Source organism: Mycolicibacterium pallens (assembly GCF_019456675.1).
GTDB lineage: Bacteria > Actinomycetota > Actinomycetes > Mycobacteriales > Mycobacteriaceae > Mycobacterium > Mycobacterium crocinum.
On the sequence record NZ_CP080333.1, the window covers coordinates 479,645 to 502,857 of the forward strand.

24 protein-coding genes and 1 tRNA gene are annotated in these 23,213 nt (G+C 65.3%); 14 read left to right on the plus strand and 11 right to left on the minus strand.

Features of this window, described 5'->3' with window-relative positions:
• The first annotated feature begins 94 nt into the window (after window positions 1-94).
• Complete coding sequence (locus tag K0O64_RS02170; RefSeq protein ID WP_096309681.1) at window positions 95-613, plus strand: phenolic acid decarboxylase; 519 nt, start codon at window positions 95-97, stop codon at window positions 611-613.
• Here K0O64_RS02170 and poxB read toward each other — a convergent pair.
• The 3 genes from poxB to K0O64_RS02185 all read right to left on the minus strand — a co-directional run bounded on the left by poxB (window position 610) and on the right by K0O64_RS02185 (window position 4,202).
• On the minus strand, window positions 610-2,346 hold the full coding sequence (poxB, locus tag K0O64_RS02175; protein WP_096309682.1) for a ubiquinone-dependent pyruvate dehydrogenase: 1,737 nt from the start codon (window positions 2,344-2,346) through the stop codon (window positions 610-612). The genes K0O64_RS02170 and poxB overlap by 4 nt on opposite strands.
• 9 nt (window positions 2,347-2,355) lie before the next feature.
• Window positions 2,356-2,613, minus strand: coding sequence for a hypothetical protein (locus K0O64_RS02180; protein ID WP_096309683.1), 258 nt, complete (start codon window positions 2,611-2,613; stop codon window positions 2,356-2,358).
• Window positions 2,614-2,741: 128 nt separating this feature from the next.
• A complete protein-coding gene (locus K0O64_RS02185) occupies window positions 2,742-4,202 on the minus strand; it encodes a hypothetical protein (protein WP_096309684.1) in 1,461 nt (486 codons plus the stop codon).
• A gap of 421 nt (window positions 4,203-4,623) precedes the next feature.
• Between K0O64_RS02185 and K0O64_RS02190 the strand changes: the two genes are divergently transcribed.
• Complete coding sequence (locus K0O64_RS02190; protein WP_225933804.1) at window positions 4,624-5,451, plus strand: glycoside hydrolase family 16 protein; 828 nt, start codon at window positions 4,624-4,626, stop codon at window positions 5,449-5,451.
• Between the two features lie 16 nt (window positions 5,452-5,467).
• Here K0O64_RS02190 and K0O64_RS02195 read toward each other — a convergent pair whose 3' ends face one another.
• The 3 genes from K0O64_RS02195 to K0O64_RS02205 form a co-directional block, all read right to left on the minus strand.
• A complete protein-coding gene (locus tag K0O64_RS02195; protein ID WP_071947966.1) occupies window positions 5,468-6,568 on the minus strand; it encodes a ferritin-like domain-containing protein in 1,101 nt (366 codons plus the stop codon).
• 116 nt (window positions 6,569-6,684) lie between these two features.
• Window positions 6,685-7,551, minus strand: coding sequence for a DUF4344 domain-containing metallopeptidase (locus K0O64_RS02200; protein ID WP_096309686.1), 867 nt, complete (start codon window positions 7,549-7,551; stop codon window positions 6,685-6,687).
• 102 nt (window positions 7,552-7,653) lie between these two features.
• Window positions 7,654-8,025 (minus strand): DUF2834 domain-containing protein, encoded by a 372-nt coding sequence (locus K0O64_RS02205; protein ID WP_096309687.1) that lies wholly within the window; start codon window positions 8,023-8,025, stop codon window positions 7,654-7,656.
• A gap of 97 nt (window positions 8,026-8,122) precedes the next feature.
• Here K0O64_RS02205 and K0O64_RS02210 point away from each other — a divergent pair, with 97 nt between their 5' ends.
• The 3 genes from K0O64_RS02210 to K0O64_RS02220 all read left to right on the plus strand — a co-directional run bounded on the left by K0O64_RS02210 (window position 8,123) and on the right by K0O64_RS02220 (window position 10,923).
• Window positions 8,123-8,893, plus strand: coding sequence for a DUF998 domain-containing protein (locus K0O64_RS02210; protein ID WP_164519998.1), 771 nt, complete (start codon window positions 8,123-8,125; stop codon window positions 8,891-8,893).
• Between the two features lie 72 nt (window positions 8,894-8,965).
• On the plus strand, window positions 8,966-9,652 hold the full coding sequence (locus K0O64_RS02215) for an Abi-alpha family protein (protein ID WP_096312655.1): 687 nt from the start codon (window positions 8,966-8,968) through the stop codon (window positions 9,650-9,652).
• A complete protein-coding gene (locus tag K0O64_RS02220; protein WP_096309689.1) occupies window positions 9,649-10,923 on the plus strand; it encodes a DUF445 domain-containing protein in 1,275 nt (424 codons plus the stop codon). The genes K0O64_RS02215 and K0O64_RS02220 overlap by 4 nt, the downstream gene beginning before the upstream one ends.
• On the opposite strand, the gene K0O64_RS02225 is transcribed toward K0O64_RS02220, so the two are convergent.
• Window positions 10,924-11,295: a DUF1330 domain-containing protein gene (locus tag K0O64_RS02225; protein ID WP_096309690.1), complete on the minus strand. Its 372-nt coding sequence runs from the start codon at window positions 11,293-11,295 to the stop codon at window positions 10,924-10,926.
• 88 nt (window positions 11,296-11,383) lie between these two features.
• Here K0O64_RS02225 and K0O64_RS02230 point away from each other — a divergent pair, with 88 nt between their 5' ends.
• Entirely contained in the window at window positions 11,384-11,995 is a 612-nt protein-coding gene (locus K0O64_RS02230; RefSeq protein ID WP_096309691.1) for a TetR/AcrR family transcriptional regulator, read from the plus strand.
• Between the two features lie 51 nt (window positions 11,996-12,046).
• On the opposite strand, the gene K0O64_RS02235 is transcribed toward K0O64_RS02230, so the two are convergent.
• Both K0O64_RS02235 and K0O64_RS02240 read right to left on the minus strand, forming a co-directional pair.
• The gene (locus K0O64_RS02235) at window positions 12,047-12,436 is read right to left on the minus strand and encodes a PPOX class F420-dependent oxidoreductase (protein WP_096309692.1); all 390 of its coding nucleotides are present in this window, start codon (window positions 12,434-12,436) and stop codon (window positions 12,047-12,049) included.
• A gap of 62 nt (window positions 12,437-12,498) precedes the next feature.
• Window positions 12,499-12,569: transfer RNA gene (locus K0O64_RS02240), tRNA-Gly, on the minus strand.
• Between the two features lie 61 nt (window positions 12,570-12,630).
• On the opposite strand from K0O64_RS02240, the gene dcd reads away from it, so the two are divergent.
• The 6 genes from dcd to rfbA all read left to right on the plus strand — a co-directional run bounded on the left by dcd (window position 12,631) and on the right by rfbA (window position 18,551).
• Window positions 12,631-13,212 (plus strand): dCTP deaminase, encoded by a 582-nt coding sequence (gene dcd / locus K0O64_RS02245; RefSeq protein WP_096312656.1) that lies wholly within the window; start codon window positions 12,631-12,633, stop codon window positions 13,210-13,212.
• A gap of 156 nt (window positions 13,213-13,368) precedes the next feature.
• Window positions 13,369-15,105, plus strand: coding sequence for a DUF7159 family protein (locus K0O64_RS02250; protein WP_096309693.1), 1,737 nt, complete (start codon window positions 13,369-13,371; stop codon window positions 15,103-15,105).
• 80 nt (window positions 15,106-15,185) lie between these two features.
• Window positions 15,186-16,514, plus strand: a complete 1,329-nt coding sequence (locus K0O64_RS02255; protein ID WP_220045976.1) for a UDP-glucose dehydrogenase family protein — start codon at window positions 15,186-15,188, stop codon at window positions 16,512-16,514.
• A 10-nt stretch (window positions 16,515-16,524) separates the two neighbouring features.
• Window positions 16,525-17,289 carry a maleylpyruvate isomerase family mycothiol-dependent enzyme gene (locus tag K0O64_RS02260; protein WP_220045977.1) on the plus strand — a complete coding sequence of 255 codons (765 nt, stop codon included), beginning with the start codon at window positions 16,525-16,527 and terminating at the stop codon, window positions 17,287-17,289.
• Between the two features lie 18 nt (window positions 17,290-17,307).
• Window positions 17,308-17,682, plus strand: a complete 375-nt coding sequence (locus K0O64_RS02265) for a nuclear transport factor 2 family protein (RefSeq protein WP_071947945.1) — start codon at window positions 17,308-17,310, stop codon at window positions 17,680-17,682.
• A gap of 2 nt (window positions 17,683-17,684) precedes the next feature.
• On the plus strand, window positions 17,685-18,551 hold the full coding sequence (gene rfbA / locus K0O64_RS02270; protein ID WP_220045978.1) for a glucose-1-phosphate thymidylyltransferase RfbA: 867 nt from the start codon (window positions 17,685-17,687) through the stop codon (window positions 18,549-18,551).
• On the opposite strand, the gene K0O64_RS02275 is transcribed toward rfbA, so the two are convergent.
• Entirely contained in the window at window positions 18,502-19,746 is a 1,245-nt protein-coding gene (locus K0O64_RS02275; protein ID WP_220045979.1) for a YibE/F family protein, read from the minus strand. The two genes, rfbA and K0O64_RS02275, sit on opposite strands and share 50 nt — an antisense overlap.
• A gap of 104 nt (window positions 19,747-19,850) precedes the next feature.
• On the opposite strand from K0O64_RS02275, the gene K0O64_RS02280 reads away from it, so the two are divergent.
• Complete coding sequence (locus tag K0O64_RS02280) at window positions 19,851-21,212, plus strand: FAD-dependent oxidoreductase (protein WP_220045980.1); 1,362 nt, start codon at window positions 19,851-19,853, stop codon at window positions 21,210-21,212.
• On the opposite strand, the gene K0O64_RS02285 is transcribed toward K0O64_RS02280, so the two are convergent.
• Window positions 21,200-22,474, minus strand: coding sequence for a pyridoxal phosphate-dependent aminotransferase (locus K0O64_RS02285; protein ID WP_096312657.1), 1,275 nt, complete (start codon window positions 22,472-22,474; stop codon window positions 21,200-21,202). The two genes, K0O64_RS02280 and K0O64_RS02285, sit on opposite strands and share 13 nt — an antisense overlap.
• Before the next feature lie 242 nt (window positions 22,475-22,716).
• Here K0O64_RS02285 and K0O64_RS02290 point away from each other — a divergent pair, with 242 nt between their 5' ends.
• Window positions 22,717-23,085: a hypothetical protein gene (locus K0O64_RS02290; protein ID WP_071947940.1), complete on the plus strand. Its 369-nt coding sequence runs from the start codon at window positions 22,717-22,719 to the stop codon at window positions 23,083-23,085.
• Window positions 23,086-23,213 lie beyond the last annotated feature (128 nt).

Genomic DNA, 23,213 nt, shown 5'->3' on the forward strand with positions numbered 1-23,213 from the left:
TTAAGTGCACTCGACTCAGCATAGCGGTGGTTATTCCGATTCTGCCTCGCCGGGTCCCTGTTTGAGAACGGTTGGGTTGGGCACGCTTCTTTTCGTGGCCAGCGTCGAGCATCCGATTCCCTCGCAAGACTTGTCAGCGATCACCGGGCACCGCTTTATCTACACCTATGCCAACGGTTGGCAGTACGAGATGTACGTGAAGAACGACCACACCATCGATTACCGCATCCATTCCGGGCACGTGGGTGGCAGATGGGTCAAGGGCCAACAGGTCGATCTCGTTCAGCTCGACGACGACAGCTTCAAGATTTCCTGGACCGAACCGACCGGAACTTCCGTCGCCGTCAACGTGATGCCGGGGAAGCGTCGCCTGCACGGCGTCATCTTCTTCCCGCAGTGGATTCGTCAACACGGTGAACGCACCGTGTGCTTTCAGAACGATCACCTCGACGAGATGCGTGCGTACCGCGATGAAGGACCGACCTACCCGATCTATGTGGTGCCCGAGTTCGCCTACATCACGCTGTTCGAGGCCGTCGGCGAAGACGACGACTCGGTGATCGACGTGGCACCCGGCGACCTGCCGGCCGGGTGGGCCGAGCGGACGAACTAGTCGAGGATGCGACGGGCGACGTTGGTGCTCACCAGGTCCAGCAACTCGTCGGCGCGGCCGGCCAGGATGGTGCGGATCGCGTAGACGGTGAAACCCTTGGCCTGTTCGGCGGAAATCGCTGGCGGAATGGACAATTCCTGGCGAGCCACCACCACGTCGACCAGCGCCGGCCCGTCGTGGGCCAGCGCATCGGCCACCGCCTGCTCCAGATCGGCGGGGTGTTCGACGCGGCGGCCGAAGATTCCGATCGCCTGCGCGACGGCACCGAAGTCCGGGTTCTTCAGTTCGGTGCCGAAGTTGACCACTCCGGCGGCTTTCATCTCGAGCTCGACGAAGTTCAGTGACGAGTTGTTGAAGACGATCACCTTCACCGGAAGCTTGTTCTGCACCAGGGTGAGCAACTCGCCGAACAGCATGGCCAGCCCGCCATCCCCGGCGAGTGCGATGACCTGTCGACCGGGGTGGGCGGTCTGCGCGCCGATCGCATGCGGCAACGCGCACGCCATCGTGCCGTGGGTGAACGATCCGGTGAGTCGTCGCCTGCCGTTCATGGTCAGGTACCGAGCCGCCCAGATGGTCGGTGAGCCGACGTCGAAAGTGAACACCGTGTCGTCGTGGGCGAGCCGATTGACCACGCCGGCAACGTATTCCGGACGGATCGGAGTCTTGTCGCGGTCGTTGACCGCCAGCGCGTCGAGTGACTTGCGGGTGCGCTGATAGTGGTGCAGAGACCGGTCCAGGTGCGTCCGGTCGGCTTTGCGTGACAGTAGCGGCAGCAGCGCATCGATCGTGTCCTTCACCGAACCGACCAAGCCGAGATCGACCGGCGTCCGCCGGCCCAGATGGCTGCCCCGGATGTCGATCTGGATGACGCGGGCGTCCTCGGGATAGAACTGCGAGTACGGGAAGTCGGTGCCCAACATCAGCAGCACGTCGGCTTCTTTGATGGCCTTGTACCCCGAGGCGAACCCGAGTAGCCCCGTCATCCCGACATCGAATGGGTTGTCGTATTCGATGTGCTCTTTGCCCCTAAAGGCATGCACGATAGGCGAATTCAGCGTCTCGGCGAGGTGGATCAGTTCGGCGTGCGCGCCGGCGGTTCCCGCGCCGCCGAGGATGGTCACCCGCGAGCCGGCGTTGAGGATGTCGGCCGCTCGGCGCAGCGACTCGTCGTCGGGGCGCAGCACCGATCGGGTCGGCAGCACCGGTTTGGTGTTCCACTCCCGGTCGGGCAGTTTGGCCAGGAACACCTCGCCGGGGATCACCAGGACCGCCACTCCGTTTTCTTCGATCGCGGTCCGCATGGCGATCTCGACCAGACGCGGGGCCATCTCCGGGGTGCTGACCAACTCGCAGTAGACGCTGCACTCGCGGAACAACTCCTGCGGATGCGTTTCCTGGAAGTAGCCGGTGCCCACTTCGTTGAGCGGGATGTGAGCCGCGATGGCCAGCACGGGTACGCGAGTGCGTTGTGCGTCGTAGAGGCCGTTGATCAGATGCAGGTTGCCGGGGCCGCAGCTACCGGCGCACACCGCGAGCCGACCGGTCAGCGCCGCTTCGGCCGTAGCGGCGAACGCGGCTGTCTCTTCATGGCGGACGTGCTCCCACGTCATGTCCTCGGAGCGTCGGATCGCGTCGGTGAAACCGTTGAGACTGTCGCCGGGGAGCCCGTAGACCCGGTTGATGCCGCTGCTTTTCAGCGCCGCGATGAGGTGCTGGGCGACAGTCGGCACAGCGGAAGTCTAGACCTCGGCAGCGACGGTCGCTGGGGCAGCAGCGACGCGCGGGTTCACGTCCTCGGTGCGGTGCCGGTCGATGGCGAAGCAGAGCAGGCTAGCCAGGAACGCGACGATCGTGATCGTCCCGGCCAGTGCCGACGGGCCTGAGCCGGTGGGTGACAGCGTGCTCAGGAACAGGGCGAATGCCACGATCGCCGACAAATTCAACATCAGGCCCAGCGTGCGGAGAACCTCGCCCGAAGCGTTATCCCCGTCGTTCATCGTTGCCCCCAGTGGTCGAGTGGTGCTGGCTTAATATCCCCGCCCAGAGGCGGGTCGAAACCAGCTTTTTCAACCACCGGTTAGCGCGCCGCTCCGCCGAGTCGCGGAGCGGCGTCGCAGCACTCGGGTCAGACGGTCGTCAGACCCGAGTGGCCCGGCACGTGCAGGTAGCCGTTGGGATCGGCTTCATCCCACACCGCGGCGTAGATCTGAACCTTGAGGTCTTGAGCCGCCGCTTCGACGTTGAGGAGATCGGCCAGCTCGTCGTAGCCGTAGTACAGGATCGACAGGGCGGTGGTGGCGAGCAGCACGTTGTTGATCGCGGTCTGTGCGGAGTCGCGGTGGCCGAGTGCCGCCTGGTACAGCGCCGGCAGCAACTGGGCGATCGGCACCGCGGCGCTCAGGCCGGGAACCATCTGGGAGATCCGCCAGCTCGCCTCGTAGAGTTCGCGCACGACCGGCCGCACCTCGGCGGGAAAGATTGCCACCAAACCCTTTTCGGTGTTGTACACCGCAGTGGGCATGCCGTAGGGCTTCGGGTCGTCGGCCGGGAACGGGTTGACCACATCCGGCAGCTGGATGTCCGGCAGGGTGAGGTTGGCCGTCGGGGTCACCGCGGCGGCGAGCGTGGTGGCCGTCGCCTCCGGGGTCACCTGATCCGGCGGCGGGGTCGTCGTCGACAGGGGCAGTCCGGACTCACCGCGGTTGTGCAGCAACGCAAATGGATCGAAGAGGTTCCACAGCGAGCCGATGAACCAGGACTGCAACTGCAGGGCCGGTGCCTCGAGGTTGAGGACGTCGGCGATCTCGTTGTAGCCGTAGTACAGCACTGCGATCGGGTGGATCGTGACGATCAGATTGTTGATGACGCGTTGGGCGGCGGCCTTGTCACCGGCGAATGCATCGGGCAGCTCGGTGATGATGTTGGTCACCGGGACGATGATGTTGACCCACGGGATCATCTGGGTCAAACGGTAGCCGAGCTCGAATCCTTCACGGGCGACCGCCTTTACGGGATTCGGGAACACGGCCATGAAGGACTCTTCGAGAGTCCAGATCGGGCCGGGCATGTCCTGCGGGGCCGGCTCGGGCGGCATCCACCGGAACGGGTTCCAGAACGCTGTCGCAGGTGTGGCGGCGGCGGTGGCGGCGGCCGTGGGCGTCGTGTTGGTCGCCGCCGTGGACGTTGTGGTGCCGCTGTCGGTGGCCGCGGCTGCGACGGGCTTCCGTGCGCTGTGCCCCTTGAACAGGTTCTCGAGCTTCTCGACCTGCGCGGCCTCGAAATCGGCGGCGGTGGTGACCACGCTCGTCGGCGTCGGCGTCGACGTCGAGGCGGCGGCCTTGGAGTCGGAAGCTGCTGCGCTGCTGACCTTGTCGGCGGTTTTCGATACCGGCTTGGTGCGCTTGGCGGCGCCGGCGGTCGACTTCTTCGGTCCGGCGCTGGGCTTCGCCGAATCCGAGGCGCTCGAGGAATCCGCTTTGCCGGTGTCAGCGCTTGCTACGCCTTGGCCTGCAGCGGCAATAGCCGCGCCCACCCCGACCGCAACCGCGACTCCGCCAACGTACCCGACGTATTTGTGTGACCCCATTTGCTGACCCTTCGTTAGCTCTAGGGCATCGTAGAGGAGGGGGCTGGTCAGAGCCACCCCAAACGCGCAACGGCGCGGTTCCCGATGCTTGCCCTAGGCTGGCGCCGGGGTTACCCAGCGGTCTCACAGGGACCTGTCCTCATCCGTCCGGCGGATACAGAATCCGAGGTCACCGCGTGTTTGCGCGCGAGGGCTGGCGCTGCGTGGATGTTGTCGAAGTCAACCGTCGTGAATTAGCGGTGGCGTAAGCGAATCCTCGGCGTGGCGGCGGCTGCCCGCGATACGTGTCGCGACGTGTTCGTCGGTCCGTTCGCGCAGATCAACGGCCCATTCACCGGGCGTTTGGGGAGGCGGAGTACAACAGATGCCCCCGGTGACAAGCGCGGCGAGTATTCCGCTCTATGGTTTAGCGGTGCCAGATATTGATCGTCGAAGCCTGATGCTCATGGCGGGGTTCGGCGCAGTCGCCGCCGCGCTGCCGATGCCCGTGGCAGGAGCCACGCCGACTCGCCCGCAAGCACCCCCGCAGACCACGTCGACGCCGACCTATTTGTTCCACGACGAGTTCGACGGACCGGCCGGTTCGGCGCCGGATCCCTCGAAGTGGCACATGGCGCAGGCGCGCGAGCTGATCAAGAATCCGGTGTTCTGGGACCGGCCCGAAAACATGGGCCAGTACCGCGACGATCGTGAGCACGTGTTTCTGGACGGCAACTCCAACCTGGTGATCCGGGCGACGCGCGACAACAAGAACAAGTACGTCAGCGGCAAGGTCATCGGAAACTGGTGGGGCGGAATCGGAACCACCTGGGAAGCCCGGATCAAGTTCAACTGCCTGACCGCCGGATGCTGGCCGGCCTGGTGGTTGATGAACGACCACCCGGAAGTCGGTGGTGAGGTCGACCTCGCGGAGTGGTACGGAAACGGCGAATGGCCTTCGGGGACAACGGTTCACGCACGTCTGGACGGCACGTCATTCGCCACTCAACCGACCGCGATCGACGGTAACTGGCACACCTGGCGAGTCACCTGGAACGACACCGGGATGTACTTCTGGAAGGACTACGTCGAAGGTGCCGAGCCATACTTCACGGTTCCGGCGAACTCCCTCGACGACTGGCCGTTCAACTTCCCCGACTACAAGCTGTTCCCGGTGCTGAACCTGGCCGTCAGCGGCTCGGGTGGTGGCGATCCGCGGCCGGGCAACTACCCGGCCGACATGCTCGTCGACTACGTGCGGGTTTGGTAAGGCGTTCCGGCGGGCTCTAGTTCATGCCGGCCGCGATTACCTCGTCGACCTCGGTGGCCCGTGCTGCCATCTCGGCGTGGGCCTTGTCGAGTTGCTCGGCCTGGTCTTCGTCGGCCTTCATCATCGACTCGATGTCGAAGTCGGCCATGTCCTGAACGCCCATGTCGCGGAAGGCCTTCTGCACCTTATCGCCCCAGAGTCCGATGTCCTTGACGATCGGCACGATTCGGCTGAACAGGTGGGAGCGGAACTGGATCATCAGCGGCGACGTGTCCACCCACTCCGCGCAGGCTTGGACGTCCAGGCCGAGAGTCTCGAAGACTTCTTCACCGCGGAACCGGTCGCGCATCAGGTAGCAGGCGTCGACGACGAACTCTTCGCGCTCGGCGCGCTCGACCTCGGTCAGCTGAGAGTAGTAGTCCTTCAACGAGATTCGGCCGAACGCCACATGTCGGGCCTCGTCCTGCATCACGTAGGCCAGCACCTGCTTGGCCAGTGAGTCCGGCGCCGCCATGTCGCGCAGCACGCCGAACGCCGCCAGCGCGAGTCCCTCGATCAGGACCTGCATACCGAGATACGGCATGTCCCAACGCGAGTCGCGCAGGGTGTCCTCCAACAGCGAGGTCAGGTTCGTGTTGATCGGATAGACCAAGTCGACCTTCTCCTGCAGGAACCGCGAGAAGGCTTCGACGTGACGCGCCTCGTCCATCGTCTGAGTGGCCGCGTAGAACTTCGCATCCAGGTCGGGGACAACCTCGACGATCTTGGCAGCGCACACCATCGCGCCCTGCTCCCCATGCAGGAACTGCGAGAACTGCCAGGCCTGGAAGTGCTGGCGCATCTCGGCGCGACGGGCATCGTCGGCGGCGTCCCACATCGGGCTGCCGAACAGCGGATGGAACTCGTCAGGCAAGCCCACCGGGTTCATCGGGTCGACATCCTGGGTCCAGTCGATCCGCGACTGCGCATCCCACTGCTTGTCCTTGCCCTTCTGATACAGGGACAGAAGCCGGGAGCGGCCCTCGTCGTACTCCCACGTGAAGCGCGCATCGCCGGCGCTGGGGACCTCCCAGGAGTAGGGCGTCGGTACCTCGGTGTACTTGTCCTTGGTGGTCACTGGTTGCCGCCTCTCATGCCGCGCTGGTGATCTGCCTCACACAGTGCGCCGGGATCGGCGGCGGCGTCAAGCAACACGGCTTGATCAGCGCAATTGGAGTAGACCACTACTCGTTCTTACTTCCAGTGGTCCTCGAGCAGCGTCGACCAGGCGTGGCTGACCTGCTTCCATTCGTCCGGGCAACCCTGCGCGCGTTCCTGGGGGAGTCCGCCGTCGGTGATCATGTCGGCGTTGGCCTCGGGATTGGACCCGTAGATCCAGCACTGCAGGTTGTAGACGCGCTGTTGGTCCAGGGAGTGGACGTCGGCCATGTCGGCGGCACCCAGTTCGGTGCGCGCCGAGGCAGATGCTTGGAACGCCCGCGCGAAGTTCGTGATGGCTTTCAGCGACTCCGAGTCGACCTTCCCGTTGTCGCCGGGGGTCAGCAGGATGTAGGCCGCCAGCTGGTCGGCGGCGTCCTCCTCCTTGCCGGTGATCGGAAGGTTGTAGAGGTTGATCGTCATGTGGCCGGCCTCGTGATAGAACGTCGCATCCTCGGAACCGATGGCCGATGCGACCGGATCTTTGTCGCCGGCCTTGGTGAAGATCTTCTGGCCCAAGTCCGCGTCCTCGTAACAGATGGTGACGGTCTTCTTGTCGGGGCTCCAGAAGGCGTTCGCCTGATCGCACTGCGAGCCGTGCAGCGGGACGTCGATGGGTAGTTTCAGCGATTGGTTGATGTCGTCGGCGAGGTCTTCGAGGACTTTGTTGTCCTGCAATAGCTTTTTCCCGTTCTGCGCCTCAGGACTTGTCGCCTCGTCATAGGTGACGATCATCTTGCCGCCGCTGGCGTCCGGCTCTGCAGTGTCCGTGGGCCCGTTGGCTTTTGGAGTCGCAGACGAGGCGGATCCGCCCGAAGAGTCGGCCTTGTCCTCGCCGCCGCCACCGCCGCACGCGGTCAGCAGCAATCCCACTGCCAACACCGGCAGAATCCGAGTGTTCATATCCCCGACCTCCGTTGACGCGACCCAGTAATTGACACGGTCGCAGATTCGGGGGCGGGACGTGGGTTGTTGGACCGATTCGCAGCAGCTCAGGCCCGCTGTCTAGGGCTCGGTACCCCCGCGCGTGGCCAGCTTGAGTTGCCTGGCGATCAGGAAAAACGGGAACGAAACGCTGATGGCAATCAGGAAACCGGCCGCGACGTAGGCCCACACGTAGCGGACTCCCAGGCGACGGCCCTCGGCGATCATCAAGACAGTGGCCGCCAGCGCGACGATCAACAGATCGTTGGTCAGCGATGAGGTCGCGTAGTTGACGTACCCGGCCGCGAAGAAGCCGGTGATGCCGCCGTTGCCCTCGCTGAGCATGTAGGCAATCGTGTTGCCGAACGCGAATACCAGCGCGGCAATCGCGAGGATCGCGTAGATGCCGCAGAGCAGCTTGTCCGTTCTGGATAGGCGCGAGATCGTCGTCATCGACGGATTATGCGCTGTTCGACCCCGCGTCGGCTCCGGAGTGCGAGCCCGAAAGCCCCTTGGCGAGGCGATTCAGCGGGTTAGCATCGAGCCACTCGTGTATCGAGCCACCGAGGGGAAGACCATCGACAGCGACGGCGACCGCGGTAGAGCCACTGCCGTCGCTATCGACTCGGGTTCACTGTCTACCGAATCCGCGAGGCGATCGCGGCGAACCGCCCGCCTTGCGGCCTCAGCGTTCTTCATCGGCGCGGTGCTGTACGGCAGCTGGGTGATCACGATATTCTTCGACTTCGGCTCTCCGCAGACAAGCGACTACGTGAGCGAACTCATCGCCACCGATCAGCCGTTGAGTGGACTGTTGCGTGCCGCAGACTTCGCAACGGCCGCTGTGATCGGCTTTGGGGTCATCGTGAGCATGGCTGGCGGACGTGTCCACGGCCGGATGGCCGCCGTGGCATGGGCGGCTCTGGCGCTGTTCGCCGTCGCCACCGCGCTCGACAGCGCGTGGGCGATGTCGTGTGCGCCGCACGCCGATCCCGTGTGCGCTGCACGAGAAGCGGCCGGCGCGGTGCCCCTCTCACATCAGCTGCACACCGTAAGCAGTGTGTTAGCCGTTGCAGCGGCGTTGACTTCACTGATTGCGTTCTTGTGCGTCGATGCACGGGAGCGCGTTACGTCCCGCGTACACCGACTCGGACTGTGGTTGTTGGGCGGCCTTGCCGCAACCACAGTGTCGACCTGTGTCGGCGTCGTCCTCGACAGCACCGACCGTGGTAGCGCCCTGGGCGTCGCTCAGCGGCTGCAACTGCTCTGCGTGAGTGGTTGGCTGGTCTACGTCGCACTGCGAGAGGCCAGGCGCACGTGAGGCGGCCTCATTCAGAATCGTGATCGTCCGGGTCTCCATCTCCTGGGGCGCGTGGCGGGCTATTTTTTGCGGATGGCTTTCTCATACGACCCTCGTGGACTGATCGGGCGGGCGGCCGGAGCCGCGCGGATGGGTCTCGACGTGTACAGCTGGGCCGAGGAGCAGGTCGTCGGCGCCATCCGGCACGGGCTCGATTCGCTCGACCCTGCCGAGCAGGTCGAGGATGTCGCGCGTGAGGCGGAGTCGGAGGCAGCACGGCCAGACCCCAGCTCGCTCAACGGGAAGATGAGCCGGTTGCTGGACCGCGCGCTTGACCAGAACACCAGGGGAAGCGAGGTCGAGCTCTACCATCACCTGCTCGATCAGCTTGTCGCCGACGAGGCTCGCATCCTGGGTGCGCTGTCCGACGGATCGTCGTCACCGATGGTGAACGTCTACACCTGGCTCAGCCCACGTGTTCCGGGCCGTGCGGCGTTGGAGCATGCCTCACTCATCGGTCGGACCGCGAATGTCGCTCTGCCGCAAATGGTTCCGCAGTACGTCAGCCACCTACTGTCGCTAGGCCTCGTCGAAGCGGGACCTGAGGACCCCGCGCTGGCCACCGAGTACGAGGTGCTGATGGCCGAGACGGCGGTGCTCGCGGCCATCAAGAGCGCGTCGCGAGGTCCGCTGACCGCCAAGATCGACAAGTCGACACTGACGCTGTCGCCGCTTGGCGCGTCGCTGTGGGCCGCAGCCACAGGGGACATCGGTCGGTGAGCTCTGCTCCGCCGGATACGCTGCTCGCCCTCTCGAGTTGGACCGAGATCAAGGCTGACTTCAGCGCCTACTGGCTGGTGTACCTGTCGATGCCGTTCGTCGCGGCCTTCGTCGGGTGGAGCACGAAGATCGTGGCACTCGAAATGCTTTATCGCCCGATCGAATTCAGAGGGTGGGGTCCGTTCGGATGGCAGGGCATCGTGCCGCGGCGGGCGGGCAAGGTGGGCTCGAAGACCATCGATCTGCTGACGGCCAATCTGCTGAAACCCGAAGAGCTGCTGGACCGCATCGACCCCAACGAAGCGGTCGACGCGCTGCGCGGTCCCCTCGCCGAAGCGATCGACGACATCTCACGTGACCTCGCCGAGGAGATTCGCCCCGGCCTGTGGGACGCGTTACCGGAATCCGCTCGACGCGGGATCCAGGAGCGCATGCACAAGCAGGCGCCCCAGATCGTCGAGAACATGTTGACCGAGATGAAGGCCGACCTTCCGCGCTACCTCGATCTGCACTTCATGGCGGTGACGGCGCTGGTGCGCAACAAGGAGAAGCTCGTCAAGCTGATGCGCAGCGTCACCACCGACGCCATGGCGTTTGTGCGGCGCAGTGGCATCTACTTCGGTCTGGTGATCGGTCTGGTCCAGATGGTGGCGTGGGCGTTGTTCAAGAACCCATGGATCATGCCCGCGTTCGGTTTCGCGGTCGGCTTCATCAGCGACTACATCGCGCTGAACATGCTCTTCCGCCCGATGCGGCCGCGGAAGTTCCTGGGATTCATCCCCTTTCAGGGCCTGCTGCACGCCGAGCGGGACAAGATCACCCGTGACTACGCCAAGATCCTGGCCGAGGATCTGTTCTCACCCGAGCTCATGTTCGACGCAATCATCAAAGGGCCGGGCTCGGACAAGCTCTTCGCGTTGGCGGCCAAGGAAATCGACGCAGCGATCGACGCGCAGACCGGGGTTGCGCGACCGATGGTCGTACTGACAGTCGGCACCAAACGGTACCGGGCACTGAAGGACCGCATCGTCACCCTGGTGTTGGAGCGGCTGCCGGACACCTTGTTGCAGGCACAGGATTATGCGGCGAACGCGCTGAACCTCGAGCAGGTCGTCATCGACAAGATGAGTCAGCTGACCGAGGAGGAGTACGAGTCGATCCTGCGTCCGGTGTTCAAGGACGACGAGCCGTTGATGATCGCGGTCGGCGCGGTCCTCGGCGGTGTGGTCGGTGAGCTTCAGGTGCAGATCATCGAACTCTTCACGCACTGACTAAGGCTCGAGCGCGGGCGTCGTCGGCTGCAGAACCGCGGTGGCGACGGCCTCCGCCCGCAGATGCTCGAAGGCTTGGTAGTCGGGATCGTTGACCATGTCGACGAAGTGACGCCGACTGGGGTAGCTGAACAACGCCACCAGGTCCCAGTCGCCACCTTCCGCGGCGACCAGGGACGGATGCCCGGCACCGCCGTAGACGACCGTTACTCCATACCGCTCTTTGATGCCGGAACTGGTGAGCTGCTCGATGTACTCCGTGTACTTGTCGGCGCCGCCGGGCGCGAACCGCACGAGATTGAGCATCACCACTGGCGCCTTCGGATCGGCAGAGACAAAACGGTCGAGTGCGGCCGAGTCGAGAACAGACATGACTTCTCCCTTGGTAAGTTACTTGCTGAACAACACGCAAGTTACATGCGGGCACCGACAAGGTCGGTCGTAGGGAGGTTGACCAGGCATGAAGGAGGCGGGAGCGGTCCGCCGGACGCAAGGCGAACGTCGGGACGAAGCCCGCCAGCGCGTGCTGCAAGCGGCCACGTCGCTGGTTGCGGCTCATGGCTCGCGCGCTGTGTCATTGGCCGCGATCGGTGAGGCGGCTGGTTACAGCCGCGGCATCGTCCACCATCATTTCGGCAGCAAGGCGCAGCTGCTCGAGGAGCTCATCAAGTACACGCAGGCGTTCGATGTCCCCGCTGACTCTGCGACCGGGCTGAGCCGGCTGACTGACTTCGTCGGCGCGTATCTAGGTGGCATGCGCGATCGCTCGCCCCGCTCGGAAGCGTTTCTGAAAATGTGGACCGAATCCGCCGGCGCCGAACCGTCGCTGGCCCCGATTTTCGCTGAGCGCGATGCACAGTTCCGAGAAGTGCTGGCGCAGTATGTCATCGACGGCATCGAGGACGGCTCCATCCGATCCGGCGTCGATCCGCAGACTGCGGCCGTCGCGATCATCGGGCTCCTGCGCGGCACTGCCTTGATGGCTTTCTCGACGGCGCGTGATGTGTTTGCGGCAGACTTGGCCGCGGTCGCGGTGGCAAGTGTTGAACGCAGCTTGGCTGCTCGTAGCTGACGCGGGGGCCGCCGACTCAGTCCTTTGCCTGCCGTAGTGGCTGGCCGTGGCCTACACAGCGACGCGAATCGTCACGCGGTCCTTGGCGCCGCGAGCGATGATGCGTTCGAGGAACGTGATCACGTGAAACTCGAAGCCGTACTTGGCTTTGATGAGTTGCTTGACGCGGGCCGTTTCCGCTGGATCGGCGTCAACGATTGCCGAGCCACAGATAGTCGTCGCGCCCTCGTCGACCTTTCCGGTCCGTCCGCAGGGTGTCAGCTCGACGCGGCTGTCGCGACGGAGGCGTTTGACTTTCCCACTGTCGACGGGCGTCCAGAACACCAGGACGTCGCCGTCGCGCGCCACCCACATGGCGCTCGCCACCTTCTCGCCGCTCTTCTTCCACGTCGCCAGCGACACGAACTTCTCCGCCGCGAGCGACGACACAGCATCGGACATGGCTCCATGATGCAGGTCGCTGCGGACATGCCCCGGCCGGCTCGGACGGGGTCTCAGATGAGAGCCGATGACGGGAATCGAACCCGCGTATTCAGCTTGGGAAGCTGATGTTCTGCCATTGAACTACATCGGCAATCGTGCTGACGAAGGATAGCAACCGCACCACCGCCGGTGCGCGGCTATACGCTCTTCGCGTGCTGCTCTCCGATCGTGATATTCGTTCCGCCATCGACGACGGCCGACTGGGCATCGACCCTTTCGACGACGCCCTGGTACAGCCGTCGAGCGTGGACGTCCGGCTGGACAGCCTATTCCGGGTCTTCAACAACACCCGCTACACCCACATCGACCCAGCCAAACAGCAGGACGAGCTCACCAGCCTGGTCGAACCCCAACATGGCGAACCGTTCGTCCTACATCCCGGCGAGTTCGTCCTCGGCTCGACACTGGAGTGCTGCACCCTGCCCGACGACCTCGCCGGGCGTCTGGAAGGCAAGTCGTCGCTCGGCCGCCTCGGCCTGCTCACCCACTCCACCGCGGGCTTCATCGACCCCGGTTTCTCCGGGCACATCACGCTCGAGCTCTCGAACGTCGCCAACCTGCCGATCACCCTGTGGCCCGGCATGAAGATCGGCCAGCTGTGCCTGCTGCGGCTGACCAGCCCCGCCCAGAACCCCTACGGCAGCGCCAGCGTCGGCTCCAAATACCAGGGCCAACGCGGCCCGACGCCGTCGCGTTCGTATCAGAACTTCCTCCAGTCCGAGGCGGGCGCGTAACCTCGAAACTCCAGGGGCTCACGCCACCCACCAGCTAATCCGTTTGGCTGTAACAACGCCGCTACCTGCGGCGATGAACTCTACGGTTAAGCGGCTCTAGCAAGGTGGAGCGCAGCAGCGGGTCGGGGAGATCCAGCAAACAACCTTGGAGGGGTAGTGGACATCGCACTTGGTGTGTCCATGACGCCGACGGCGGTGCGCATGGTGCTGGTCGAAGGCGAGAAGGCAGACGGCGTGACCGTCGACCATGACGCGTTCGACATCGAGACCGGCGACGGTGCAGCAACCGCGGCCGATCAGGTGGTCGCAGCGATTCTCGGTACCCGGGAAAGCGCGGCCGAAGGCGGGCACCGTTTGGTTTCGACCGGTATCACCTGGACCGACCACGCCGCGGCAGCCGGCGTGCGCGACGCCCTCGCCGCGCGCAAGATCGACGACGTCATCCTCGTGTCCGAGCTCCACGCTGCCGGTGCACTCGCGCAAGCCGTCGGCCAGACCGTCGGCTATGACCGCACGGCCCTGATGTTCCTCGAGCGCGATACCGCGACCGTCTCGGTGGTGGACACCGCCACCGGCGACATCGTCAAGGTGCAGACCGAACACCTGCACGCCCAGGACGCGGTGGCCGAACTGCAGCGCATGCTCGCCGGCCTGGAGACGATCGCCGAGCCTCCACAGGGCGTGTTCGTGCTCGGCTCCGGCGTCGACGTGGCCGCGGTGAAATCCCAACTCTCGCTGGGCACCACGCTGCCCGTGCACGCTCCCGACGAAGCCGAGCTCGCGCTTGCCCGCGGCGCCGCCCTGGCGTCGGCGACCGCCCCGCGCTACGACGCCTCGACCGTCGGGCTCGCCTACGCCCAGGATCCCGACGGCACCACCGCAGGCAAGATCTACCCGGCCGCCGGCGTGTACCCCGCAGGCGCCAGCACCGAGATGTCCGAAGCCGGTACCCAGATGGCCGCCGCCGGTTACATGGCCCCGCTCGGGTACAGCGAAGTGCTGGATGAGCTGGATGGCGATCTCGGCTACGACGCCGTCCCCGCCGAAGAGCTCGACTTCGCTCCGGACGATTCCGGGCGTAAGCCGTTCCTGCTGGTGGGCAGCGCGCTGACGTCGATCTTCGTGGTTGGTGTCGTCGCGTTGGTGATCTCGCTGGCGGTCAGCATCCGCCCGACCGTCGATCAGCGGCCCAGCCCCGCCGAGAGCGTGATCGTGCCGAGCAGCCAGCCGGCCGCGCCTGCCGTTCAGCAGGCCGCACCGCCGGCTCCGCCGTCGGCCCCGTCGGTGCCCGACACCATCCAGGAGCCGATCCCGGTGGTGCAGCAGGCGCCCCGGACGGTGTTCGTGACGCCGGCCCCGCAAGCCCCGGCTCCGGCTCCGGCCGCACCCGCGCCAGCTCCTGCGGCGCCCGCTCCCGTCCCGGAAGCCCCGGTTCCCGCGCCGGCGCCCATCGCGCCGGTGATCCCGGCTCCGATCCTGCCGCCGCCGGTGATCGTGTTGCCGCCGCCGCTGTTGCCGCCGTTCCTGCGGCCACCGCGGCCGCGGGACTACCCGACGTATCCGTCGTCGCCGAACTACCCGTCGTATCCCTCGACGCCGCCGACGCAGCCGTCGTACCCGTCGACGCCATCAACGCCGCAGCAGCCTTCGCAGCCGTCGGCGCCCGTCACGGAAGCGCCGAGCTACCCGGCTCCGGCCGCGGGTGGCTCAGGCTCAGGCTCAGGCGGTTACGGCTCAGGCTCGGGTGGCTACGGGAGCGGCTCGGGCAGCGGTTCTGGCTCGAGCTCGGGGTCTGAAGGCTCCGACGGCTCGCGTTCCAGCGGCTCGGGTGGATCACGCAGCGGTGGGGGATCGCAGAGTCCCCTGTGGCCGTTCCCCAGTTTCGGGCACTGACGCCGGAGTTCACCCGGCGTTAGCCTCGCGCTCAGTGTCGCGATGCAGTCACATCATTGTGGCTGCCTATAGATGGCAGTGTGCGATGCACTGTTTTTGGTACGGGCTATCTAGGAGCGACCCACGCCGCCGGAATGGCCGAGCTCGGCCATGACGTCGTCGGGATCGATATCGATCCAGGCAAGATTGCCAAACTGTCGTCTGGCGACATTCCGTTCTACGAGCCCGGACTGGCGAAGATGTTGCAGGACAATCTTTCTGCGGGTCGTCTGCAGTTCACCACTGATTATGACGTAGCAGCCGATTTCGCGGACGTGCACTTCCTCGGCGTCGGCACTCCGCAGAAGAAGGGCGAGTACGGTGCCGATCTGCGACACGTCAACGCTGTTATCGACGAACTGGTTCCGCGACTGACCCGGCCATCGGTCATCGTCGGCAAGTCGACGGTTCCCGTGGGCACGGCTGCCGCACTGAGCGCTCGCGCCCAAGCGCTGGCACCGGACGGCGTGGACGTCGAGATCGCGTGGAATCCGGAGTTCCTCCGCGAGGGCTTCGCGGTGCAGGACACCCTTCGCCCGGATCGCATTGTCGTTGGTGTGCAACCTGATTCGAAGAGCGCGGAGGCGGTGCTGCGGGAGATGTACGCGCCGTTGCTCGCCGAGGATGTGCCGTTCTTGCTCACCGACCTGCAGACCGCGGAATTGGTCAAGGTGTCTGCCAATGCCTTCCTGGCCACCAAGATCTCGTTCATCAACGCCATCTCCGAGGTGTGTGAGGCCGCCGGTGCCGACGTCCGGGTCCTGGCCGACGCACTGGGTTACGACCCGCGCATCGGGCGGCGATTCCTCAACGCGGGCTTGGGTTTTGGCGGCGGTTGCCTACCCAAGGACATTCGCGCCTTCATGGCTCGGGCCGGCGAGCTCGGCGCCAACCATGCGCTGACGTTCCTGCGTGAGGTCGACAGCATCAACATGCGCCGACGCACCCGAATGGTCGAGCTGGCCACCACCGCATGCGGCGGATCGCTGCTTGGCGCCAACGTCGCGGTGCTCGGCGCCGCCTTCAAGCCCGAATCCGACGATGTGCGGGACTCCCCGGCGCTCAACGTCGCCGGGATGCTTCAACTCAACGGCGCCACGGTGAACGTCTACGACCCGAAAGCCATGGAGAATTCACAGCGCCTGTTCCCGACGCTGAATTATTCGACGTCCGCACTGGAGGCCTGCGATCGCGCCGACGCGGTGCTGGTGCTCACCGAATGGCAGGAGTTCGTCGACCTCGATCCCGACGAACTGGCGCAGACCGTCCGGGCCAGAGTTGTTGTCGACGGTCGCAATTGCCTGGACGCCGCGCGCTGGACCGCTGCGGGATGGAAGATTTTTGCGTTGGGCCGTCCGGTGTTGACGTAGGTTCGCTGTCGTGGACTTCGCAACAGCCCTGATTGCCGAAAACACCGCGTTCGCCGACCTTCTGCGTGATGCCGACCTGTCGATCCCGGTGCCGACCTGCCCGGAGTGGACGCTCGAGCAGCTGATGCGGCACGTCGGGCGTGGTGACCGCTGGTGCGCGCAGATTGTCGCCGAGCAGTCGATGGACTTCATCGACCCGCGCACCGTCGAGGGTGGTAAGCCCCCGGCAGGCCGGGACAACGAGATCGCGTGGCTGCAAGCCGGTCCGCGTCAACTCATCGACGCCGTCGCCGCCACCGGCGCTGACACCGCGGTGTGGACGTTCCTGGGCCCGCGGCCCGCCTCGTGGTGGATTCGGCGGCGCCTGCACGAGGTCGTCGTTCATCGGGCCGACGCCGCGATCGCGTTGGGCGTCGACTACGACGTCGATCCCGCGCTGGCCGCCGACGCCATCACCGAATGGCTGGAGCGCGTCGAGATCCAGGCTGACGAAGAGGGCCCGGCCGGCGGCGACCGGCCGGTGGCCGACGAACACTCGATCCACCTGCACGCCACTGATTCCGGCCTCGGCGAGGCGGGGGAGTGGACCATCCTCGGACGTCCCGACGGCATCGCCGTCGAGCAGGGACACGGCAAAGCCACGGTCGCGCTGCGGGGGCCGGCACGTGACCTGCTGCTGGCCGTCGTACGTCGACGCAGCGCAGCAGAAGAAGGCGTGGAAATCTTCGGCGACTCGGGTGTCTGGGACACCTGGCTGGCACGCACACCGTTTTAGCCCGGTAGTTTGAGCGAAATGAGCACTTCAGAGATCGCCACCGTGCTGGCCTGGCATGACGCACTGAGCACGTCTGACCTGGACACCTTGATCTCACTGTCCAGTGACGACATCGAGATCGGTGACGCCGAGGGGGCGGCGCAGGGCCACGCGGCGCTGCGGGACTGGGCGCAGCGCTTGGCCGCGACCGTCGAGGTGGGCCAGATTTACTACCGCGACGGCGTGGTCGTCGTGCAGGAGCGGTTGACGTCGAACACCGATCCGTCCGACGTGCGGACCACGGCGGCGGCCTTCCGCGTGGTGCACGACCACGTCACCTCGGTGTTCCGCCACAACGATCTGGCCTCGGCGCTCGCGGCCACCGACATGTCCGACAACGACCTGCAGGTCTGAACTTGCGCGGGATCATCCTGGCCGGCGGGTCGGGGACGCGGCTGTATCCGATCACCCAAGGTGTCAGCAAGCAGCTGCTGCCCGTCTACGACAAGCCGATGATCTACTACCCGCTGTCCACGTTGTTGATGGCGGGCATCCGCGACATCCTGGTGATCACCACCGCGCATGACGCCCCGGCGTTTCACCGGTTGCTCGGCGACGGCTCCCAGTTCGGCATCGCCATCAGCTACGCGGTGCAGGACCGGCCCGACGGGCTGGCCCAGGCGTTCCTGATCGGCGCCGAACACATCGGCACCGGCCCTGTCGCACTTGTGTTGGGCGACAACATCTTCTACGGACCCGGTGTCGGAACCAGCCTCACCCGATTCCATGATCTCCAGGGGGCGGCGATCTTCGCCTACCGGGTCGCCGATCCGGCGGCGTACGGTGTCGTCGAATTCGCCGACGACGGCACCGCGCTGTCGTTGGAGGAGAAGCCGGCCACCCCCAAGTCCAGTTACGCGGTGCCGGGGCTGTATTTCTACGACAACGACGTCATCGAGATCGCCCGCGGCCTGCGGCCGTCGCCGCGCGGTGAACTGGAGATCACCGAGGTCAACCAGACCTACCTGGACCAGGGCCGGCTGACGGTCGAGGTGCTGCCCCGCGGCAGCGCCTGGCTGGACACCGGAACCTTCGATTCACTCTTGGACGCAAGCGATTTCGTACGCACCATCGAATACCGGCAAGGGCTCAAGGTGTCCTGTCCCGAAGAGGTCGCCTGGCGGATGGGCTTCATCGACGACGAGCAGCTGGCCAAGCGCGCGGCGGCGCTGGTCAAGTCGGGCTATGGCGGCTATCTGATGAAGCTGCTGGACCAGGGGTAGCCAGCACGGCGGCGATCGCGGTGGTCAGCGGAACCGACAGGGCCAGAGCGATACCGCCTACCGCCGAACGCGCGATCTCAATGGCCACGCTCTCACTGGTCAGCACATCGGACAGCGAGCGGTTGGCCACACTGAACAGCAGCAGGAGCGGCAGCGAGCTGCCGGCGTACGCCAGCACCAGGGTGTACACCGTGCTGGCGATATGGTCGCTGCCGATCCGCATGGCGCTCACGAAGATCTGCTTGCGCGAGCCGTGCCCGGCATGGGCCAGCTCGAACACCGCCGACGCCTGGGTGATCGTCACGTCATTGAGCACACCCAGCGAGCCGATGATGAACCCGGCCAGCAGCAAGCCCTGGATGGACACATGACCCATGTAGGCGGCGACTTCGTTGTTCTGGTCTTCCGACAGTCCAGTTAGGTGTGCGAGTTCGATTGCAGCCCAGGACAACCCGCCTGCCAACAGCATCGCGGTCAGTGTGCCCAGCAGGGCGGCGCTGGTGCGGAGGCTGACTCCGTGCGCCAGGTAGATGACGGCATAGAGGATCGCCGCGGACGCGACCAAGGCCAACGGCACCGCCGGGGCGCCGTCCCGCAGTGCCGGAAGCAGGAAGACGACCAGAACCACGAAGGCGACGACGATTCCGACCAGCGCGCGCAGTCCGCGCCAGCGCGCGACCGCCACAATGACGATCGCGAACGCCGCCGCCAAGGCGATCAACGGCCAGGTGCGCTCATAGTCGTAGAACGCGTAGCTGGTGGTGCCTTGCTGGTCGACCTGGCGGAAGATCCGAATTGAATCGCCCGCCACCAGGTTTGGTTGACCGGGGCCGGGAGAGAACTCCAGCATCGTGGACGCACCCCGGTTGGGGCCGCTGTCGATGGCCACCACCGTCTGCACGCAGCTGCCGCTGCCGGCGATTCCCGGGGCCGGCGCCGCGGTGAGGACCTGACCTGCTGACGGGCTGCTGCAGTCGGCGAGGCTGCTGGACACGACGTGCCCGCCTTCGGTGGTGACCGCCCCGCCCGCCCCGTTCTGGAACGGCAGCGGAATGTCGACTCGTGCGCCACTCGGCCACAACAGCACCGCGGCGATCACCACTGTCAGGCCGATCACGGCCAGCGCGACCACCACGATGCGGGCGGCCGGCGGGCTCAGCGGTGCCGGGCCGGTGTGCGAATGCGAATGCGCCACCCGGACAGGGTAGAGGCGTTCACTGGAGATTTAAGTAGCCGACTACGCTAAGCGGCTCCTCCGATCCGCCGCATGCTCAACCCACCAGGATCAAGGAGGAGCGGATGGCCGTTGTCGGGGATCACGCGATTGTTCTCGGTGCCAGCATGAGTGGCTTGCTGGCCGCGAAGGTACTGAGTGATTTCTATCGAACCGTGACCGTGGTCGACCGCGACGACCTGCCTGACGAACCGGTCAACCGGCGCGGCATACCGCAGGGCCGGCACGTCCACGCCCTGCTGGGCCGCGGCGGCCAGATCATCGACGAGCTGTTCCCGGGTTTCCTGCGCGAGCTCGTCGACGCCGGCGGAGTCTCGCTCGACGACGGTGACTTCTCGAAGATCTTCGTGTCGATCGGCGGCCACACGGTGGTTCGGTCCGGCGTCTCGAAGCGGCCCGAAGCGGCGATGTACTTGTCCAGTCGGCCGTTTCTCGAGTATCACGTCCGGCGCCGGCTCCGGGCCGTCCCCAATGTGACGATTCTGGAGGGCCATGACGTCGTGGACCTGATCGCGACGCCGGACCGGACCCAGGTGACCGGTGTGCACCTGGCCAGTCACGCCGGCGGTTGCGAGCAGCGGTTGATGGGTGACCTGGTAGTCGATGCGATGGGCCGCGGCTCGCGGACGCCGGCGTTCCTCGAAGGGCTGGGATACCAACGGCCGACCGAGGACCACATCGTCGTGCACACCACATACTGCAGTCAGCTGTTGCGCATCCCGCCCGGCCTTGTCGAGCAGGTGGTCGTGATCGGCGCCGCCCCCGGCCGCCCCACCGGGCTGTTCCTGTCGAGCTACGAGAACAACCAGTGGATGCTCACCGTCTGGGGCATGCTGGGCAACGAGCCGCCATGCGACCGGGCAGGTATGTTGGACTTCGCTCACGGCTATGCACCGCAACATGTTTGGGCTGCGGCACGGGCAGGTGAACCGCTGGGGGAGGTAGTTCGCCACCGCATGCCGTGGAGTCAATGGCGGCGTTACGACAAGTTGCAGCGACTCCCGGCCGGTCTTGTGGTGTGCGGGGACGCGATCTGCAGCTTCAACCCCGTCTACGGGCAAGGGATGACGGTGGGCGCGCTGGACGCACTGGCCCTACGCGATTGTCTGCGCTCGGGTGCCGACGATCTGCCGCGGCGCTACTTTCGCACGGCCGCGAAATCCATTGCGGTGGCATGGCGAATGTCGGCGGGCAACGATCTGGCTTCCCGGAGGTCGAGGGCCGCCGCACACTTGCGACACGAGCGACGAACCGGGTCGCCGATTGGGTGCTCGGCGTCTGTTCCTATGACGCCGTCGTCGCCGAAAAGTTCTTCCGGGTCAACAACTTCCTCGACCCGCAGTCTCGACTTCTGCACCCCGCGTTTGTATTTCAGCTTGCGACGGCCAAACTGCGCAACCGGCGCCGGCGAGAGCTACTGCCGGTAGCTGGACAGAAAGTTGCCTAACCGTTCGATGGCGCTGCTGAGATCTCGTGCCCAGGGCAGCGTCACGATCCGCAGGTGATCGGGCGCCGGCCAGTTGAAGCCGGTGCCCTGGGTGACCAGAATCTTCTCCTGCAGAAGCAGATCCAGCACCAACTGTTCGTCATCGCGGATGTCGTGCACCTCGGGGTCGAGCCGCGGGAACGCATACAGCGCACCGGTGGGCTTCACGCAGGACACCCCGGGGATCTCGTTGAGTTTGGTCCAGGCGACGTCGCGTTGCTCGAGCAGCCGGCCACCCGGCAGAACCAGGTCTTCGATGCTCTGGTGTCCGCCCAGGGCGACCTGAATAGCATGCTGCGCAGGCACATTGGGGCACAGTCGCATGTTGGCCAGCAGGCTGATGCCTTCGATGAAGCTGCTGGCGTGTTCTTTGGGTCCGGTGATGATCAGCCAGCCCGACCGATAGCCCGCCACCCGGTAGGCCTTGGACAGTCCGTTGAAGGTCAGTGTCAGCAGGTCCGGCGCCAAGGTGGCCAAGCTGATGTGCTTGGCATCGTCGTAGAGAATCTTGTCGTAGATCTCGTCGGCGAGCAGCAGCAGTTGGTGCTTACGCGCCAATTCGACCATCTGCTCGAGGATTTCGCGACTGTATACCGCGCCGGTCGGGTTGTTCGGGTTGATCACGACGAGTGCCTTGGTGCGGTCGGTGATCTTGGACTCCAGGTCGGCGACGTCGGGCATCCAGCCGTTGGTCTCGTCGCACAGGTAGTGCACCGGGGTGCCGCCAGCGAGCGCGGTCGACGCCGTCCACAGCGGATAGTCCGGTGCGGGAATGAGGACCTGATCACCGTTGTCGAGCAGCGCCTGCAGCGTCATCGTGATGAGCTCAGAGACGCCGTTGCCGAGGTAGACGTCGTCGATGTCGAAGCGGGGGAAGCCCTCGACCAATTCGTAGCGGGTGAACACCGCGCGACGGGCGCTGGGGATGCCTTTGGAATCGGAGTAGCCCTGTGCGTCGGGCAGCGCGGCGATCATGTCGCGCATGATCACGTCGGGCGCCTCGAAGCCGAACGGCGCGGGATTGCCGATGTTGAGCTTGAGGATGCGGTGACCCTCGTTCTCGAGCCGGTTGGCGTGCTCGTGGATCGGGCCGCGGATCTCGTACAGAACGTCCTGCAGCTTCGTCGACTGCGTGAACGTACGTTGCCGGGGATGTTGGCTGGTGCCATGCCACGGTAACTGGTGGGTACTCACGCAGAAGATTCTCCCATTCCGGCGCAACCTGGTTTCCCTCGCGCCGTTTTGTGTCTTTGCTGTGACATCAGAAGTCACGGTTCGAATGCAATTGTGGGACGCCTCGGATACAACTGTGATTTCGCTGTACAGCATGGGTGATCGACCGACGAACTGACTGCTAATTTGGGTCGTCACTACGGCGCAAAGGGATTTATGTGAAGATCACACGCTCTCTGACGACTGCTGCTGCGGCAGCAGCGGTTACCGCCATGGGCTTTGCTGCTTCTGCGTCTGCCGATCCGACACTGATAAATGGCACCTACGCCGTCCGCGGTGGAGACGATGGGGCGGTGGTGACGGCCTCGTCGAGCTGCCCGGTGGCCGTCAACGGCTGTACCGCCAACCTCACCAGCACCGTCGGCTGGACCAGCGTCGCCACCTTCACCGACGGCCGGTGGAACTTCACCGTGACCAAGCCGGACGGCGTCGTGTGCGACGACGGCAGCTACGCGCCCGTCCGCATCGCCTACTCGGTCAACGCCGCGACCATGACGGGCACGCTGACCGCCGACTCCAACGGTGACTGCCCGGGCGGCCAGATCACCCAGGCGCCGTTCCAGCTGATCAAGGTCGGCTGACCGAACCGGACTCCGTCAGCTCCGCCTGACCGCATTGACTCACAGGTAAATAACAGGTCGAATGCCCTGCAACGGTGCCGTGCCGGTGTAGCTTCCCGCTCACATACCTACGAGCGGGGGGACACGAT

Coding starts and splice junctions, on each gene's coding strand:
- K0O64_RS02230 (WP_096309691.1), top strand. CDS start 11,384: ATGAAGGAGGCGGGAGCGGTCCGCCGGACGCAAGGCGAACGTCGGGAC.
- K0O64_RS02200 (WP_096309686.1), bottom strand. CDS start 7,551: ATGAACACTCGGATTCTGCCGGTGTTGGCAGTGGGATTGCTGCTGACC.
- K0O64_RS02205 (WP_096309687.1), bottom strand. CDS start 8,025: ATGACGACGATCTCGCGCCTATCCAGAACGGACAAGCTGCTCTGCGGC.
- K0O64_RS02215 (WP_096312655.1), top strand. CDS start 8,966: ATGGCTTTCTCATACGACCCTCGTGGACTGATCGGGCGGGCGGCCGGA.
- K0O64_RS02225 (WP_096309690.1), bottom strand. CDS start 11,295: ATGTCTGTTCTCGACTCGGCCGCACTCGACCGTTTTGTCTCTGCCGAT.
- K0O64_RS02265 (WP_071947945.1), top strand. CDS start 17,308: ATGAGCACTTCAGAGATCGCCACCGTGCTGGCCTGGCATGACGCACTG.
- K0O64_RS02280 (WP_220045980.1), top strand. CDS start 19,851: ATGGCCGTTGTCGGGGATCACGCGATTGTTCTCGGTGCCAGCATGAGT.
- K0O64_RS02180 (WP_096309683.1), bottom strand. CDS start 2,613: ATGAACGACGGGGATAACGCTTCGGGCGAGGTTCTCCGCACGCTGGGC.
- K0O64_RS02290 (WP_071947940.1), top strand. CDS start 22,717: ATGGGCTTTGCTGCTTCTGCGTCTGCCGATCCGACACTGATAAATGGC.
- K0O64_RS02235 (WP_096309692.1), bottom strand. CDS start 12,436: ATGTCCGATGCTGTGTCGTCGCTCGCGGCGGAGAAGTTCGTGTCGCTG.
- K0O64_RS02185 (WP_096309684.1), bottom strand. CDS start 4,202: ATGGGGTCACACAAATACGTCGGGTACGTTGGCGGAGTCGCGGTTGCG.